Genomic DNA, 16,173 nt, shown 5'->3' with positions numbered 1-16,173 from the left:
CTACCTTATGCTGAGGGCACCCCAGCGGCCTTCAAGGCCACCAATGCACGTTGACCAAGTGCCCGTCCCGAAGATGGGTGGGCCTTGGCGTATTCGTTCAGACGGAAACTCGGCTGGCGACGCATCAAGTCCGACGCCGCGGCCCTTGCCTCATCCCCGCGATCCAGAAAATGGAGCGCGATGATTTTTGCACGTAATGTTGACAGGTGACGGTCGTTGAAGGCCAAAGAGCGTTCTGCCAATTCCAACGCGCGGCCGTATTCTTCCGCCGCCAAATGGGCCGTGCTGGACAAGCTATCGTAGAAATACCCGAACGGGTCGATCGGCGAGAGACTACATGCCTGCTCTGCTGCGGCGATGGCTTCACCCCCCTCATCTTGGAAGGCCAGTAGCGCGCCGCGCAGTAACCAAGACAGGCTTTCGTTCGGGTTAATGTCGATGGCCGTGTCGTATCGTTGGCTGGCAACGTCCAGCCGTTGCTTCAGGTTGTTGTGCGCGAAACCATCAATGACCAACGAGAACGAACTGTCCGGATTGATATCCAGCGCCCGTGACGAGGAATCAAGCGCACGCTGCGTGTCGCCAGGTTGATCCGTGGTCCATCCGTTGAACACGCTCAGCACATACCACTTTGCGAGCCACGCGTGCGTTTCAGCGACCATCGGCGCGCGCGACACTGCTTCCTCCAGCAGGGTGCGGGATTTTGCAAAGTCACGGAAAGTCGGGCGGTGCATCAGTGACACCCCGCCGATCACCAAATGGTGGTCTTCCAACTCCGGTAAGGGCCGGTCGTTGACGTAAGATATAGCCTCATCCGCGATAGATCGCCCGATGGCGCGCACGGCCCCGTCCAAACTTGTGGATATCCCATCAAGGAAACTGGCCTGCGGGCCTGCAATCTGGCGGGTCCACAAGATGCTGCCATCGCGCGCATCCACAAAGTCCATGTCAACGACGACACGCCCGCCCATATCTCGGATCGAGCCGGTGACAAAATAATCGACATCCAACTCGCGGCGCACATCCATAATGTCAGTGGTACGCGCAGCCAAGGCGCGGCTGGACAGGTGGGAAATCACGGAAAGCAGGTTTGACCGAGACAGGGAGCGGCAGACCTCCTCCGCCAACCAATCGCCAAGGACCCGCAAGTTGTCCCCGCCCATAACCCGCTGGAACGGCAGGGCCGTAATACGCGGCAACGGTCGCCCCAACTGGGTGCGCGGCGTCGTCCGGTAGAGCGCTGCAATCTGGCTTTCGTCCGCGCGCATCGCGGCAACCCATTCCTCAAACCCACGATCACGTATGCCGATGCCCTCCATGAACGCCCCGACACCCGGAGAGCCCAAGAAATTCACCAACGAAAGGTCCAACTCGACATCGCTGTTTGTGCATTTAACGAAACGGTCGAAGTTCTCGCCAAGGATGTTGCGCAGATCAGAGAGTGCGCGGCGTAAATTCTGACGTCCTCCGTCGTAACACGAGGACCCCCAAAGCGTGCGTTGTAAATAGGACCGTGTACGCCGCCCAAGTGGCGCCGTCGCCAATAGGGCAAACAAAGCGCGATGCTTCGCGCCGGTAATTTCGACCCCACCATCGCCGTCTACACGCACGACGCAGGAACCGAACAATGAAATGTTAAGTTTGTTGCCCACGGTAATATACAGCCTTCCCTAGGGGTAAGCTTAGCAAGTTAACGCAATGTGCACCAAGACCTTCACACTTTTTTCACATGTGAGGCGCCTCATGCGTTGGTAGCCTGTAACTATTACCATTTTTGTTTACCGGAGCCATGCATGATGCCGTTAAAAAAGGGGTCAGAGCCTATCAACGACCTGCTCGACTTTTATGATCGCTGGCCATCGCTGCGCCAAGCGATGCACGCGCTCAGCGAAGGGACGACCCTCAACGAGCGGGAACGCGAGACGCTCTCTTGGCTCATATTACTGGCAGACAGAGTAGGCCCCGCGGATCTGCGCGACTAGCGCCGCGGCCCTTGCTGGCCACGTCACCGCGAGCTAAGGCTCGTTCATGTCCATTACACTACTTCGCACTTTGGTAGCCGTTGCAGACACCGGCAGTTTCGTTGCAGCAGCGCATCGGGTTCACGTCTCTCAGGCCGCCATCGGCCAACAAATGCGTAAGTTAGAGGACCTGCTTGGCACCTCACTCTTTGACCGCACGGCCAAGCCACCAGCTCTGACGCCGCTGGCGCGATCGATGCTCCCCAAGGCGCGCAGTCTGGTCAGCGACTATGACCGCCTGATCGCTTGCGCAGGCGATGCGAACAACTTAGCCGGAACTCTCAGCCTCGGTGCCGTCCCGTCAAGCCTGCATGGCCTTGTCCCGATGGCGCTTAAGCGATTGATGCGCAGCACCCCACAGCTCAGCGTCAAAGTCGTGCCTGGCTTGTCCACGGACCTGCTTGAAATGGTCGGTCGCGGGGCCATTGATGCGGCAATCACCTCCGCCCCGCTGACACCGGCCCCGAACCTGCGCACTTACCACATCGCGCAAGAGCCCTTGGTGCTAATCTCCGCCCCCAATGCCCCGACGGGCGCGCCGCACGACCTCTTGCGCACACACCCCTATATCCGCCACACCCCCCGCGCGACGGCTGGACAGATCGCCGATGAATGGCTCATGCGAAACCAGATCACTGTGCAAAGCATCATGGAACTCGAGTCGCTGGAGACCGTTGCCAGCGTTGTCGCCCACGGGCTTGGCGTGTCAGTTGTACCGGACATCTGCATGCCAGATGCCGTTTTTGCCGCACTGCGCCGTGTGCCGCTTGAGACCACTGGGCGCAGCCTAAGCTTGCTCGCTCGCAAAGACTGCGCAAAAGCCCAGCTCGTTGAACGACTTATGGAAGAGGTTTCAGTGGCCGTTCGCGAGTATAAAGAAAAACTTCAGTAAAACTAAATTTTTTCTAATTTGACCGATGCGTGACTTTAGGTCAAATGGAGCAATGATCCCGCAACCAGGAGCCGTCCGCATGTCCATCGACGACGTCATCATTGATGGCTTTGTGAACAACAAAGTCGAATTCATAACCACCGTCCCCTGCAAACAGCTGGGTGGCGTCATCGATGCCGCTGAAAAGCACCCCGACATCTACCACATTCCCTCCAACAAAGAGGATGAGGGCATGGGGCTCTGCGCGGGTGCCTTCATGGGCGGCAAGCGCTCAGCGATCATCATGCAAAACACGGCCATTGGCGTAACGATCAACACGCTGGTCACGCTCACGCAGTTCTACCGCATGCCGCTGCCCATGCTGATCTCCTACCGCGGCGAGTTGGGCGAACCCGTCGCCTGTCAGGCAGAAATGGCAGTGCACACCAAAGCCCTGCTCGCACAGCTCAATATTCCCACCTACCACTTCCACAAACAGTCAGACGCGGAAGAGTTCGATAAAATTCTGAAATATACCTTCATGTGCAACAAGCCGGTCGCAATTCTCACGGATGCGTCCTTTTGGGGAGGCTACTAATATGATCCGTTCAGACATCATCAAAGAACTCGCGCCGACAATCAAAGAAACGCTAACCATCTGCAATATCGGGCTTCCCAGCCAAGAAATGCACATGATCGATGATCAGCCGTCGAACTTCTATATGCTGGGCACCATGGGGCTCGCCTCCTCCATCGGCCTTGGGCTCGCCCTCGCCCAAAAGTCCAAAGTGTTGGTCATCGACGGCGACGGATCAGTCCTCACAAATCTTGGGACACTGCCGACAATCGCAAATAACGTAGCGGACAACTACTTATTGCTCATCATCGACAACGGGTCCTACGGCTCAACAGGCGACCAGCCGACCTACGCGGGCAAGAAAACCTCCCTTACAGAGGTCGCAAAAGCCTGCGGCTGCGAGACCGTGATTGAATGCAAAGCAGAGGATACTGTGCAGGTTGTCAAAGATGCTTTGGCAGGCGACAAAATGACCGTCATTGTCTCGAAATGCGACAGCGGCAACATCAAAGTTCCCGTGATCACCATGGATCCCGTCGTGATACGTGATCGCTTCATGAAAACGGTGGCGGCTCAAAACACCTGAGCGCCCATCATTGCTTCATAAATACCTCGGAGGGGTCCGGGGAGGCAGCGCCTCCCCGGCGTGGCGACGCGGCAAAGCCGCGGCGCAAACCCTTTCAGGAAAACACATCATACGCCTTCAACGCCTTGGCTGAATAGGCGTAGGACGGCCCGCCCCCCATATAGGTCGCCATCGCCAAGGCCTCCACCAATTCATCGCGCGTCAGCCCTAAGCGGACAAGCGACTTTACATGGAACCCGATGCAACTGTCGCACCTTGTGGCAATCGCGATGCCCAACGCCATCAGCTCCTTGGTTTTCTCATCCAATGCGCCAGACTTCTTGGCAAAGGTACCCATCGTCGTGAAGGCCTTTGCGGTTTCCGGCATCTCTTTGGCCAGCGCGCCGATATTCTCGACGGTTTCGTCCATAAACTCAGTCCAGTCCATCTCGCTCATCCTCTCTCGTCCGATCCCATTTTTCGCTCCAACCAGCGGACACCCGCGCTGATCACCAAGACCAACACAAGATACTCGACAATCAGCAGCGAATAGATTTCCAGCGGCCTGTATTCAGTCACCACCAACTCGTTTGCGCGTCTGGTTAACTCCTGCATGCCGATGACGCTGGCAAATGCAGACATCTTCACGATGTAGATAAATTGGTTCGCAAGTGGCGGCAGAATACGCCGCACGGCTTGCGGCAAAACCACGTAGCGCATCGTCTGATAGTAATTCAGACCAATTGTTTTTGCCGCCTCAGCCTGCCCCTTTGCGATGCTTTGGATGCCCGCACGGTAGATTTCGGCGGTAAATGCACTGTCCGACAGCGCAAGCGTTATGATCGCCCCCCAAAACGGATCAATCTGGAGACTGAGGCCCATTGACTTGAAGACAATCGGTAAGCCGTAGAACACCCAAAACAACATCGGCAGCAGCGGTATGGCACGCACGATCTCCACATAGACGCGGTTAACTGCGCGGACGCCACGACGTTGTGACAGGCCGGGCAAAGCCACAAGCAATCCCAGCACAATAGATATCGACGCCGCAATCACCGACAGCAGGATCGTCGCCCCCATGCCATTGATCAAAAACTTGATGTTAACCCAACCTGAAGCCGTCATCGGGTTGATAACGTACCAGCCCCATATGTCGGATGATCCGCACCCCGAAAGCGTCAACAGCGCGGCAAGTGATAGGATACCCCGCATATCAGTGCTGCAATATCTGTTTAAGAAACGCTTGGGTGCGTTCCGATTTTGGGGACCCGAAGAACTCCTGCGGGGTACCGGTTTCCACAATCTCGCCGGCATCCATAAAGACCATCTGGTCCGCCACCTTGCGGGCGAAGCCCATCTCGTGGGTGACCACAACCATCGTCATGCCCTCCTCCGCCAGTTCTACGATAACGTCCAACACCTCAGAGATCATCTCTGGGTCCAGCGCCGAAGTTGGTTCATCAAACAACATCACGCGCGGCTCCATGCACAGGCTTCGGGCAATCGCCACGCGTTGCTGCTGGCCGCCAGACAGCTGGCTTGGGCGTTTGTGGGCTTGCTCAGGGATGCGGACGCGCTCCAGATATTTCATTGCGCGCGCCTCGGCGTCCTTGCGGGACATGTTGCGCGCCTTCATGGGGCCAAGAACAAGGTTCTCCATCACGCTGAGGTGCGGGAACAGATTAAACTGTTGGAAGACCATCCCCACTTCGGACCGGATCGCGTCAAGCGCGGCAGAACTGCCGTCCTGCACGACGCCACCGATTTTGATCACGCCTTTTTGATGCGCCTCCAAGCGGTTGATGCAGCGCACGACGGTGGATTTTCCCGATCCCGACGGTCCGCAGATCACCACCCGGTCGCCCGGTTTCACGTTTAGATTGATACCCTTGAGAACCTGAAAGTCGCCAAACCACTTGTCCACATCGATCATCTCGATCGCGTCTTGTGTCACACTCACGCCCTTCCGGCCTTGCCATCTATTACCTTGAGGTTATGTGGCAAGTGACCGAAACTTCAAGTCACGATCACCGTGTGCCCTTGCAGACGCAACGACAAGGTCACCTACCAACACCGGAGAACTTCCCTGATATGAAACAATTTGCAAACGCCCTTGCGGCGCTGGCCTTTGGCGCTGTGATGAGCACCGCCGCCGTGGCGCAATCCGCCCTGAACGAAATTCTTGACGGCGGCGTCATGAAGGTCGGCACCACCGGCGACTGGAACCCGATGTCCGTGCGCGATCCCGCCACTAACAGCTACAAAGGGTATGACATCGACATCATGACCGAACTGGCGTCAGATCTTGGCGTCGAGGTCGAGTTCGTCCCGGCAGACTGGAAAACCTTGGTGAACGGGGTGACGGCAGGCAGCTACCACATGACCGGCTCCGCCTCCATCTCGCCCGCGCGCATGAAAGTCGCGGGTTTCTCAGAAAGTTACATCGCCGTTGAAATCTTTCCTTTCACGCTGAAAGAGAACGCCGGCAAGTTTGATGGCTACGACAGCATAAACAAGCCAGAAGTGACCGTGGCCACCACGCTGGGCACCACCTTCGAAAGCTTGGCAAAAGAATGGTTCCCGAATGCTACGATCAAGGTCGTAGAAGCCCCTGCACGTGGTTACCAAGAAGTTATCGCAGGTCGTGCGGACGTGTTTATCACGTCCAACATCGAAGGCTCCACCTTGGACGATAAATTTCCGATTGTTCGCGTAAGAGGCGCCGAGCCACGCTCCCCGTCGCCAATCGCGATGTTGCTGCCACAGGCGGATCAGGTTTGGATCAACTACGTCAACAACTGGGTCAAAGTGAAGAAAGCCCAAGGCTTCTTTGACACGACGGCCGAAAAATGGGGCCTGTAAGCGCCCGCTCTTGACCGTTTGAACAGGCCGTGTTGAATGCGCGGCCTGTTTTATTTCGACAGGATTGCCGCAATCTCTTCCGCACGCTCCAGCGCCCCCTCCAGGAACCCGCCTTGGGTCGCAGCGAACTCCGTTGAGCCTAGCAGCAACACGCCATCCCACAGGCTGCGCAGTTCAGGCGGGCATCCATAGCGCGGGTGCGGACCGTTGAAATCCCAATCCGGTCGCGTCGCGGTAAACGGCTCTTGCGCCCAATCCTTTAAAATCAACTGTTCTGGCGTCGCGGCCTTCGCGCCAAATAACCGCGTCATCTGCTCTAGGCCCGCAGCCAGAATGCGTTCATGCTCACCGTCGCGATGTGGGGCGGGAACCCCGACAAACCCGAAGATCGCGCCCTTTCCGCTATCTGGGTCGGATGCGTCGTGTATCTCCACCATTGGGCCTGCCTGGCTCACCGCATCGCCCGACAAGCCGTCTTCGCGCCAGAAGGGCGTCGGGTATGTCGCCACCAGCTTGGCCTGCCCTGCCATCCAGCCCGGTATCCCGCTTAAGGGCTGGGCCGCCGCCACAGGAAGCGGTGGCGAGAACACCATATTAGCCGCCACACGCGGTGGCACCGCCAAGACCACGTGATGCGCCGCGTAATCTGTGCCGTCGCGGGTGGTGACGATCACCCCGTCTTCTTGGGTGATGGTCTGCACTGGGGCATTCAACAGCAAGGAAGAGCGGTCCAGTTTTGCGACCAACGCCTCCACCACTGCCGACATCCCCCCAGCAATCCGATAAGTGCCCGCCATTGACGCGAACCCTTGGCCGCGTTGCACGGTTGTGCGGTCCTCAAAAAGCGCGTCGCCGGTGCTCCATTGCTCGAACGCGGTCAGGTTTAGCTTCTTTACCAAGGCTGCCATGCGTGAGTGGCTGGGCCAAAACCACGACGGGCCAAGATCAACGCCGTCGATACCGTCAATACGGCCCCCAAACCGATCGCGCGCTTCCAGAAGTTTGTACGTCAACCCACGCGACTGCGCGATCCGCGCCAGTGCCAGACCAGACAACCCGCCCCCAACAATGACCAAATCAAGCAAGGTAGAACTGCCCCAAGTTGACGCTGTTCCAGCTGTCAAAGCATTCTTCAGGCGCGAGACCGTTCACTGGTGTTGGCTGATACCCCCCAGTAAAAAAGGCGAACTGCATACCGGCCGCACGGGCAGTGCGAAAATCGGTAACGCTATCGCCCACATAAAGGCATTCCTCCACCGACAGGCCCAAGGCCAGCGCGGTATGAACCAGTGGTAACGGATCAGGTTTCTTGGCCTGCGTACTGTCCCCGCCGGTGATCACGGTAAAGTAGCGCGTGAGGTCCAGTTGATCGCAAAGCGCGCGAGCCGGAATTTCAGGTTTATTGGTGCAAAGCGCCATCGGGACGTCCACCGCATCCAATGCCTTTCGCACCCCGTCAAAGACCCGCGTCAACGTGGTCAGGTCCTTCGCGTAAGCGCGGTTCATCTCGGCGTAATGTGGTGCCATATCGGCAGGTGCGCCGCCCGTCGCTCGCAAGCAGCGCTCCACCAGCTTTTCAATGCCGTTACCAATAAAGCTGATCACCTGATCCAGCGTCACCGGTTCACGTCCGGCTTTGGCCAACATCACATTGGCAGCCGCGTGAATATCCGGTGCGGAATGAACAAGCGTTCCGTCGAGGTCGAAAATGACAGCCTTCATGCGAATTCAATCTGTGTTTTCATGGCACGGGTTCTGTCTGAGGCGATTTCAAACGCCTCAACCGCGTCTTTCATAGGGATGCTTTGGGTTATGAGAGGCTTCACGTCAATCAGGCCCTTTTGCATCAGGGATACACCGGTGGAAAATTCCTCGTGGAAGCGAAAGGAGCCCTTCAAATTCAACTCTTTGGCGGTGATCGCCATCATCGGCAGGGACATATCTCCGCTAAGCCCTAGTTGCACAATAGTGCCCTTTGGGCGCATGGCATGAATGCCAGCCGTCAAAGCTGACACAGCGCCAGAGCATTCGAACTGCACGTCAAACGTACCCTTGTCCGACATGTAGGGCTGCAAGGGCTTGTCCACTTTGGTCACGTTAAACGCGATATCAGCCCCAGCTTCGCGGGCTTTTTGCAGCGTGAAGTCGGACATGTCTGTTGCCACGATGTGATCGGCCCCAGCGCGACGTGCGGCGAGAATACACAGCACACCGATAGGGCCGCAGCCGGTCACCAGCACCGATTTACCAAGCATCGGCCCCGCTTGACGCACCGCGTGGAGACAGACCGCGAGCGGCTCGGCCATCGCGGCCTCGCCAGCGGACAGACCGTCAGCGACGGCGCATTGCGCCACGCTTGCATTCAGTACCTGACGAAACGCGCCTTGAATGTGCGGGAACGGCATCGCGGAGCCATAAAACCGCATGTTCAGACAGTGGTTGGGCTGACCAGAAAGGCAGAACTTGCAATCCCCACATGGGCGCGACGGGGAAACGGCAACCAGCTGACCAACTTCCAAGGCGGTAACTCCATCGCCCAAAGCAGTCACATAACCGGCGACCTCGTGGCCAAGGACCATAGGTTCACGCAGCTTGATCGCGCCGAAACCGCCGTGTTGGTAATAATGCAAGTCTGATCCACAAATGCCACCGGCAGCCATGGTGATTTGCACCTCACCGGCGGCGGGCGGCGTGACTTGCTGCTCCTCAATCCGCAGATCGCGAGGGGCATGGATTATCAGCGACTTCATAGCTTGCGCCTTTCCTCTGATGGAAATGTTAGCGCAAGCTATGCATGTTTTGGAAAGGCTACCAGCCTATTTCGTAATCAGCTCCGGCCCCATGACCAAGTTCGGCAGCCACGTCGAGATGAACGGGATGTAGGTGACCATGATCAAGAACACGACAAGGATCATCAAAAACGGCAGCGCCGCCCGTACAACTGACATCATCGGCATGCCAGCCACGCCAGATGTGACGAACAGGTTCAGCCCCACCGGCGGCGTGATCATCCCGATTTCCATGTTGACGACCATGATGATGCCCAAGTGAATCGGGTCAATGCCAAGCTCAATCGCGATCGGGAACACCAAGGGGGCCACAATAACCAACAGACCCGACGGCTCCATGAACTGACCGCCAATGAGCAAGATGATGTTGACGATCACAAGGAACATGACGGGGCCAAAGCCTGCATCCAGCATCGCGGCTGTGATCTGTTGCGGGATCTGCTCATCCGTCAACACGTGCTTCAAGATCAACGCATTGGCGATCACGAACATGAGCGTGACCGTCAGCTTGCCCGCGTCAAACAACGTCTGCTGCGTATCCTTGTGGAAAAACGCGGTAACCAAGGCTTGCGGCTTGGCGAAAAGGGAGACGTTCTTTTCGCCCTCTTCCGTCGCAAGTGGGCCCATGTCGCGGTAGACGAAACACGCGATGATCCAAGCATAGACAGCTGCGACCGCAGCAGCCTCCGTCGGGGTGAATGCACCGCCGTAGATACCACCCAGGATGATGACAATCAGGAACAGACCCCAACCAGCTTCCTTACCTGTCTCGAAGATGCGCCCCCAGCCAGCCCATTCCCCCTTTGGCAGATTCTTGATCCGCGCCATCACGTAGATGCCAATCATCAGCATCAAGCCCGCCATCAAACCAGGAATGACACCTGCAAGGAACATGCGCCCGACCGAGACTTCAACCGCCGCGGCATAGACCACCATCACGATAGATGGCGGGATCAGAATGCCTAGCGTCCCCGCGTTACAAATAACACCCGCTGCGAATTCTTTGGTGTAGCCCACCTGACGCATCGCCGCGATCACGATGGAGCCGATGGCCACCACCGTCGCAGGCGACGATCCGGACAGCGCTGCGAACATCATGCAAGCGAAGACAGAAGCAATAGCCATACCGCCACGCAAGTGGCCGACGCACGCAATAGAGAAGTTGATGATCCGCCGCGCAACACCACCCGTGGACATGAAGCTGGACGCCAGAATGAAAAACGGAATTGCCAATAGAGTGTAGTGGCCAGCGAAAGCCTCGAATAAGGTGCCCGCGACCGACGCCAATGACGCATCGGAGAACCACAACAAGAACAGCACGGACGAGAAGCCAAGCGATACAGCGATCGGCACACCGATCAGCATGAACCCGATGACCATCCCGAAAAGAAGGATAATTTCCATGACCTAGCGTTCCTTCAATTCAGCCGCGAGACGTTCAGCAGCATCTTCCACATCGTCTTCGGCTTCATGGCTGACGATGAGCATATCAATTTTGCCTGTCACAATGGCGACAAGCGCCTGCACCGAGCGCAGCAAAAACAAAGCCATTGAGAATGGCAGCACAAAGTAAGGGATCAGGCGCGGCAGTTTTTCGTACTCGTCGCCGTCGTTGAACATTCCCTCCAGAAAGCTCAGAACTGCGGGAACTGGAATGTCGTTGGTCTCATACCAGCCTTTGCCACGGAACTTTTCCTCGAACCCTGTGGGGAACCAACGCCCCTCAGTAGCGGGGAGGTTGGCGAAGTTGGCCCAATAGTCCCATGCGCCCTTCAGCAGCAAGAACGCGAAGGCCACACAAACCACCCCCGCAACAATGCCAAGGTTGCGCCGCAACCCCGGCGACACGATGTTCAGGATGGCGTCAACACCAAGGTGCGCGCCCTTCTTTACCGCGTAGGAGGCCCCCAGCAGCACAAGCCATGCGAACATGAAAACCGTTAGCTCCAGCGCCCATAGGATGTTGGAGTTGAAAACGTAGCGGGCGATTACGTTGGCAAAGGTGAGCAACGTCATCAGGCCCAGCAAAGCGGCGATGAAAGTCTCTTCAATAGTATCTATGAACGAGCGCGCGGCATGTGCCATCTGCATCCTCTCCCCAAGTGCAGGACTAGTGCGGCGCGGCGACGTCCCAGCCGCCGCGCCTTTTGTTTACTCGAAAGGCTTAGGAGCCGCTCTCGTTGAACTTTTGAGCGGCAGCAATGTTATCCGCGCCAACGTCGCCCTCGAACTTCGCCCAAACCGGTTTCATCGCATCAACCCAAGCCTGACGCTGCTCCGCATCCAATTGACGGATCACGCCGCCAGCGGCTTCGATGTTTGCTTTCGCCTGCTCGTTCGCTGCGAAAGCTTCAGCGTTACGGGTCTCTGTCACTTCGGCCAAGATCGTCAGCAGCTGGTCACGCACGTCCGCGTCCAGACCATCCAACCAGTCAACCGATGCCACGACGAGGTAGTCTAGAATGCCGTGATTAGTCTCAGTGATACCGTCTTGAACCTCGAAAAACTTCTTGCCGAAGATGTTGGACCAAGTGTTTTCCTGACCGTCCACGACGCCCTGCTGCAGCGCACCGTAAACCTCGGAGAACGCCATTTTCTGCGGGGAGCCACCGATAGCTTCCATCTGCGCGACCAGCACGTCAGACGGCTGCACGCGGAACTTTAGGCCGTTGGCGTCTTCTGGGGACAAAAGCGGCTTGCTGGCAGACATTTGCTTCATGCCGTTATGCCAGAATGCCAGACCTTGCAGGCCGCGCTTCTGCATCGAGTCCTTCATCGCCTGACCCGTTTCGGAGTTTTGGAACCCGTCTACGGCGTCAATGTCTTTGAACATGAACGGCAGATCGAACAGGCGGAACTGCTTGGTGAAGGTTTCGAACTTGGACAAGGATGGTGCGGCCAGTTGAACGTCGCCTTGCAACATTGCTTCGAGGACTTTGTCATCGTTGTACAATGTCGAGTTCGCGAACACTTCCATGCACGCCTTGCCGTTCATCTCGTCGTTGACGCGCTGCTCAAGCAACGTAGCTGCAATGCCTTTTGGGTGCTTGTCGGTGTTGGTAACGTGGCTGAACTTGATGACCACTTCGCCTTCATCGCACGCCGCAGCGGCAACAGATGGCACGAGGGCGACAGAGGCGACGCAAGCCGCTTTCAGTAGAGTTTTCATGGTTTCCTCCCAATGGAATATCAATCGAACGGGCCTACCCGTCGGATGGTCAGAGCATTGCAAGAAGCACATAGGGCGCGCAACACGCTTGGCCCGACTCGAAAAGATATGTTTAAATTCAAAGAGCTAACTGGATTCTTTAATAACTCTCACTCAAAAAAGTCTGAAATTTCGGACTTTTCTGGATATCTCACCCATAAAAACTGCGATATTTAGCACAAAAGGCTCCGGCGAATCGAGGGAACATGACCAGCACGAGAGACGCCGGAAAGCTATGGGCCGTGATCACCGCCTATCTGCTGCTCTCGATTACAGTGGCAATCGCCACCTATCAACTCAGCCTGCGGTCCGGCCTGGATCGCCTCTCTCAGTCCGGTGCTGTCATCTTGGAGCAATCCGCTGATCGCCTTATCGCGCAGCTCGAAAGCTACCGTGAAATGACTGACCTGATGTCACGCCACCCACAAGTTGCCGCCTTGATTGAGGGGCGTTCCATAAGCGCGCATACGTCTGAATTCCTACTCCGCACGGCGCTAACGACCGGCGCAAAGGAGCTCCATGTGTTGGACGCATCCGGCAGCGTTCTTGCCTCCTCAACATACGAAGATCCACTTAACACGATCGACAAGAACTGGGCATCGCGTGCTGACATCATCGCGGCACGCTCCCGCCGCATGGGCGTATTTCACTCCGCCGCAGATAATGGGCAGCGCAGCTATTACTTTGCCCGCAGCGTGCTGCGCGATGACGGCAAGCCGCAAGGTTACGTCGTGGTCAAAGTGAATATGGACGAGTTGGAAGCCGAGTGGCGGATTGACGAAACTGTGGTGACATTCTTCGACACCGCCGGAGTAAGCTTCGTGTCGAACCGGCTAGCCCTCGCCCTGCGGTATGACGCGGCGCTTGCCATCGCGCCGCCTGACACGTTCGGCTATGCGACGGAGTGGCTCTTCCCAATCCCAGATCATAAAAAGTCGCGCAGCGGCAGGCACGACATCTGGACGTTCACCGCACAAAGCGAAATGCCTGACAACGCGTTGGTCGTCTCGCAAGACGTGCCACTTATCGATATGACTGCGCGCGCCTTCGTTGACGCGCAGCCCGCGTTCTCAAACGCACGGCTCTTGGCTGCACTGACCGCCGCGCTGCTGTCGCTATTCGGCTTGGGCGTCGCGATTTTCGTTCAAAGCCGCGCGCGGATGGCGGATCAACTGCGCATTGAAGCGGACTTGAACATAGAGCTTGAGGCCCGCGTCGCCAAGCGCAATGCGCAGCTTCAACAAGCGCAGGACAATCTAGTTCAAGCCAGCAAATTAACCGCGCTCGGCCAGATGTCCGCCGGCATAAGCCACGAACTTAATCAGCCGCTCTCCGCCATCCAGAATTACGCGGCAAATGCCAAGAAGCTGATGGAGCGCGGACGCGAACCCGAAGCGCATGACAACCTCACGCTAATTTCCGAGCAGACCCAGCGTATGGGGCGGATCATCCACAACCTGCGCGGGTTTGCGCGCAAGGAAACGGAACCGCTTGAGAAGGTGAATGTGGCTGACGTCCTGACGGCGTCCCTAAGCCTCGCGGCACAGCGTGCCAAATCTGAAGGCGTGGAAGTGATCGTCGACGCGGTTCCTGACGCGTGGGTCGACGCGGGCCAAGTCCGCCTGCAGCAGGTCATTGTAAATCTGCTATCAAACGCGATGGATGCGATGGCCGATACGCCGGTTAAACAGATCGAAACGACCCTCAGCTTGCACCGCGGACAGGTGCAACTCGTGGTGTCTGACACTGGCCCTGGCCTCGCGGATATCGAACGCGCATTTGAGCCATTCTACACCACTAAGGAAATCGGGGCCTCAAAAGGGTTGGGCTTGGGACTGTCCATTTCATACGGGATTATCGGCAGTTTCGGCGGCTTGTTGAGCGTCGAAAACCTGGAAACAGGCGGCGCGGCCTTCACCATTACCCTACCCGCCCTATCCACGCAGGAGGCCGCACAGTGACACCGACTTTACTCCTTATCGAGGACGACGCGGCGCTGCGCCGGTCCTTGGCACAAAGCTTCGAGTTGGAGGATATTACAGTCATCGCGGCCTCCAGCTTTGTTATGGCCAAATCCCACATCACGCGGGACTTTTCTGGTGTCATCCTGTCGGACATACGAATGCCGGGAAAGGACGGCTTTGACGTGCTGGCCTATGCGCGCAAAACTGACCCCGATCTTCCCGTGGTGCTTCTGACGGGGCAGGCTGACGTGCCGATGGCGGTGCGCGCGATGGCGGAAGGCGCCTATGACTTTCGCCAGAAGCCCTGCCCGCCCGAACAGCTACTAGAGGTCGTAAACCGCGCCTTAGAGCATCGCCACCTCGTGCTGAAGTCCCGAGACATGGAACGCCAGCTTCAGGCAGGTGACGCCGCGGCCACGAACTTTCCGGGCACCTCCGCGCCGGTGGTCCGGCTGCGTGAAGCGTTACGCCAAGCCGCGGCGCTACCTGTGCATGCCTACCTGCACGGGCCAGCTGGCGCGGGCAAACGTCTGGGCGCCCACACCATCCATGCGCTGACCACAGACCGGCAGCGCTTCATCGCGTTGTCACTTCGTGACACATCTGTAGATGCGCTTCATACATTAGATCTGACGCGCCAGCCGACCGACCTTTCGATCAAATCGTTGGACCTTGCCACCACCGGCCAACAGGACGCTTTACTGACATTGATGGAGCAGTTCCCAAATCTACGCGTCATCGCCTCGTCCCCACACAGCTTGGAAAAACTTCGCCAGAACGGGCTGCGTGACGATCTCTTTTATGCTTTGGATATGATGCAAATTGATGTCCCATCGCTTGCGCAGCGACGCAAGGATCTGGCCGTCATCTTTGAGGCGTTGGTGCGTCAGACCGTGCGCGGGATGAACGGCGAAATGCGTGAGATCCCTGAGAGCCTATATGCGCAAGTGGTCGCCCGCGACTGGCCAGACAATTTGCCAGAGCTACGCAACTTTGCCCGCAGCTTTGCACTCGGCCTGAACGTGCAGACCGACGCGACCAAACGCGCAGAGCTTAGCTTAAGCGAACAGATGAGTGCATTTGAAAAGCTTGTCATCACGGACACCCTCAGACGGTTCGGCGGAAAATCTGCAACGGTGGCAGAGGCTCTGGGGCTACCGCGCAAGACACTCTACGACAAACTTGCCAAGCACAGCTTGAGGGCGAAGGACTTCCGGAAGCCCTCCTCCTGACGCAATCTCACAGCGGCGAGCCTTCAATGCCGTCACGTAAATCATCGTTTGAAGCCCCTCAAATTTTGTGACACCAATGCCTCG

At 57.3% G+C, this 16,173-nt stretch carries 17 protein-coding genes; 7 read left to right on the top strand and 10 right to left on the bottom strand.

What is annotated here, in order from left to right; translation table 11 throughout:
* Positions 1–5: 5 nt before the first annotated feature.
* The gene (locus BLW66_RS14950; RefSeq protein WP_211664279.1) at positions 6–1,652 is read right to left on the bottom strand and encodes a hypothetical protein; all 1,647 of its coding nucleotides are present in this window, start codon (positions 1,650–1,652) and stop codon (positions 6–8) included.
* A 141-nt stretch (positions 1,653–1,793) separates the two neighbouring features.
* Here BLW66_RS14950 and BLW66_RS14945 point away from each other — a divergent pair, with 141 nt between their 5' ends.
* The 4 genes from BLW66_RS14945 (at position 1,794) to comE (ending at position 4,055) form a co-directional block, all read left to right on the top strand.
* The gene (locus BLW66_RS14945; protein ID WP_089947962.1) at positions 1,794–1,982 is read left to right on the top strand and encodes a hypothetical protein; all 189 of its coding nucleotides are present in this window, start codon (positions 1,794–1,796) and stop codon (positions 1,980–1,982) included.
* A 46-nt stretch (positions 1,983–2,028) separates the two neighbouring features.
* The gene (locus tag BLW66_RS14940) at positions 2,029–2,913 is read left to right on the top strand and encodes a LysR substrate-binding domain-containing protein (RefSeq protein WP_089947961.1); all 885 of its coding nucleotides are present in this window, start codon (positions 2,029–2,031) and stop codon (positions 2,911–2,913) included.
* A gap of 79 nt (positions 2,914–2,992) precedes the next feature.
* Positions 2,993–3,490, top strand: a complete 498-nt coding sequence (locus BLW66_RS14935) for a thiamine pyrophosphate-binding protein (protein WP_089947960.1) — start codon at positions 2,993–2,995, stop codon at positions 3,488–3,490.
* 1 nt (position 3,491) lies between these two features.
* On the top strand, positions 3,492–4,055 hold the full coding sequence (gene comE / locus BLW66_RS14930; RefSeq protein ID WP_089947959.1) for a sulfopyruvate decarboxylase subunit beta: 564 nt from the start codon (positions 3,492–3,494) through the stop codon (positions 4,053–4,055).
* 94 nt (positions 4,056–4,149) lie between these two features.
* Here the strand turns inward: comE and BLW66_RS14925 are convergent, their stop codons facing one another.
* Genes BLW66_RS14925 through BLW66_RS14915 form a run of 3 tightly spaced genes read right to left on the bottom strand, consistent with a single transcriptional unit; the run spans position 4,150 to position 5,988 of the window.
* The gene (locus BLW66_RS14925) at positions 4,150–4,482 is read right to left on the bottom strand and encodes a carboxymuconolactone decarboxylase family protein (RefSeq protein WP_089947958.1); all 333 of its coding nucleotides are present in this window, start codon (positions 4,480–4,482) and stop codon (positions 4,150–4,152) included.
* 5 nt (positions 4,483–4,487) lie between these two features.
* Entirely contained in the window at positions 4,488–5,246 is a 759-nt protein-coding gene (locus BLW66_RS14920) for an amino acid ABC transporter permease (RefSeq protein WP_089947957.1), read from the bottom strand.
* Between the two features lies 1 nt (position 5,247).
* Complete coding sequence (locus BLW66_RS14915) at positions 5,248–5,988, bottom strand: amino acid ABC transporter ATP-binding protein (RefSeq protein WP_089947956.1); 741 nt, start codon at positions 5,986–5,988, stop codon at positions 5,248–5,250.
* 137 nt (positions 5,989–6,125) lie between these two features.
* Here BLW66_RS14915 and BLW66_RS14910 point away from each other — a divergent pair, with 137 nt between their 5' ends.
* Positions 6,126–6,896, top strand: coding sequence for a transporter substrate-binding domain-containing protein (locus tag BLW66_RS14910; RefSeq protein ID WP_089947955.1), 771 nt, complete (start codon positions 6,126–6,128; stop codon positions 6,894–6,896).
* Between the two features lie 50 nt (positions 6,897–6,946).
* Here BLW66_RS14910 and BLW66_RS14905 read toward each other — a convergent pair whose 3' ends face one another.
* From BLW66_RS14905 to BLW66_RS14880, 6 genes are all read right to left on the bottom strand, one after another.
* The gene (locus tag BLW66_RS14905; RefSeq protein ID WP_089947954.1) at positions 6,947–7,981 is read right to left on the bottom strand and encodes a flavin monoamine oxidase family protein; all 1,035 of its coding nucleotides are present in this window, start codon (positions 7,979–7,981) and stop codon (positions 6,947–6,949) included.
* The gene (gene gph / locus BLW66_RS14900) at positions 7,974–8,618 is read right to left on the bottom strand and encodes a phosphoglycolate phosphatase (protein ID WP_089947953.1); all 645 of its coding nucleotides are present in this window, start codon (positions 8,616–8,618) and stop codon (positions 7,974–7,976) included. The genes BLW66_RS14905 and gph overlap by 8 nt, the downstream gene beginning before the upstream one ends.
* Positions 8,615–9,646, bottom strand: a complete 1,032-nt coding sequence (locus BLW66_RS14895; protein WP_089947952.1) for an L-idonate 5-dehydrogenase — start codon at positions 9,644–9,646, stop codon at positions 8,615–8,617. The genes gph and BLW66_RS14895 overlap by 4 nt, the downstream gene beginning before the upstream one ends.
* Before the next feature lie 66 nt (positions 9,647–9,712).
* Positions 9,713–11,089 (bottom strand): TRAP transporter large permease, encoded by a 1,377-nt coding sequence (locus BLW66_RS14890; RefSeq protein WP_089947951.1) that lies wholly within the window; start codon positions 11,087–11,089, stop codon positions 9,713–9,715.
* A gap of 3 nt (positions 11,090–11,092) precedes the next feature.
* Positions 11,093–11,770, bottom strand: a complete 678-nt coding sequence (locus tag BLW66_RS14885) for a TRAP transporter small permease (protein WP_089947950.1) — start codon at positions 11,768–11,770, stop codon at positions 11,093–11,095.
* Between the two features lie 79 nt (positions 11,771–11,849).
* Positions 11,850–12,854: a DctP family TRAP transporter solute-binding subunit gene (locus tag BLW66_RS14880; RefSeq protein WP_089947949.1), complete on the bottom strand. Its 1,005-nt coding sequence runs from the start codon at positions 12,852–12,854 to the stop codon at positions 11,850–11,852.
* A gap of 245 nt (positions 12,855–13,099) precedes the next feature.
* On the opposite strand from BLW66_RS14880, the gene BLW66_RS14875 reads away from it, so the two are divergent.
* Together BLW66_RS14875 and BLW66_RS14870 are read left to right on the top strand one after the other, a co-directional pair.
* Positions 13,100–14,854 carry an ATP-binding protein gene (locus BLW66_RS14875; protein WP_089947948.1) on the top strand — a complete coding sequence of 585 codons (1,755 nt, stop codon included), beginning with the start codon at positions 13,100–13,102 and terminating at the stop codon, positions 14,852–14,854.
* Positions 14,851–16,089 (top strand): sigma-54-dependent transcriptional regulator, encoded by a 1,239-nt coding sequence (locus tag BLW66_RS14870; protein ID WP_089947947.1) that lies wholly within the window; start codon positions 14,851–14,853, stop codon positions 16,087–16,089. The genes BLW66_RS14875 and BLW66_RS14870 overlap by 4 nt, the downstream gene beginning before the upstream one ends.
* The last annotated feature ends 84 nt before the right edge of the window (positions 16,090–16,173 follow it).

Origin of the sequence: Litoreibacter albidus, from assembly GCF_900107015.1 — a bacterium.
In the GTDB taxonomy this organism is placed as follows: domain Bacteria; phylum Pseudomonadota; class Alphaproteobacteria; order Rhodobacterales; family Rhodobacteraceae; genus Litoreibacter; species Litoreibacter albidus.
This window is presented reverse-complemented; position numbering and strand designations above follow the sequence as displayed.

Coding starts and splice junctions, on each gene's coding strand:
- BLW66_RS14880 (WP_089947949.1), bottom strand. CDS start 12,854: ATGAAAACTCTACTGAAAGCGGCTTGCGTCGCCTCTGTCGCCCTCGTG.
- BLW66_RS14910 (WP_089947955.1), top strand. CDS start 6,126: ATGAAACAATTTGCAAACGCCCTTGCGGCGCTGGCCTTTGGCGCTGTG.
- BLW66_RS14890 (WP_089947951.1), bottom strand. CDS start 11,089: ATGGAAATTATCCTTCTTTTCGGGATGGTCATCGGGTTCATGCTGATC.
- gph (WP_089947953.1), bottom strand. CDS start 8,618: ATGAAGGCTGTCATTTTCGACCTCGACGGAACGCTTGTTCATTCCGCA.
- BLW66_RS14935 (WP_089947960.1), top strand. CDS start 2,993: ATGTCCATCGACGACGTCATCATTGATGGCTTTGTGAACAACAAAGTC.
- BLW66_RS14925 (WP_089947958.1), bottom strand. CDS start 4,482: ATGGACTGGACTGAGTTTATGGACGAAACCGTCGAGAATATCGGCGCG.
- BLW66_RS14940 (WP_089947961.1), top strand. CDS start 2,029: ATGTCCATTACACTACTTCGCACTTTGGTAGCCGTTGCAGACACCGGC.
- BLW66_RS14875 (WP_089947948.1), top strand. CDS start 13,100: ATGACCAGCACGAGAGACGCCGGAAAGCTATGGGCCGTGATCACCGCC.
- BLW66_RS14945 (WP_089947962.1), top strand. CDS start 1,794: ATGATGCCGTTAAAAAAGGGGTCAGAGCCTATCAACGACCTGCTCGAC.
- comE (WP_089947959.1), top strand. CDS start 3,492: ATGATCCGTTCAGACATCATCAAAGAACTCGCGCCGACAATCAAAGAA.
- BLW66_RS14885 (WP_089947950.1), bottom strand. CDS start 11,770: ATGGCACATGCCGCGCGCTCGTTCATAGATACTATTGAAGAGACTTTC.
- BLW66_RS14920 (WP_089947957.1), bottom strand. CDS start 5,246: ATGCGGGGTATCCTATCACTTGCCGCGCTGTTGACGCTTTCGGGGTGC.
- BLW66_RS14895 (WP_089947952.1), bottom strand. CDS start 9,646: ATGAAGTCGCTGATAATCCATGCCCCTCGCGATCTGCGGATTGAGGAG.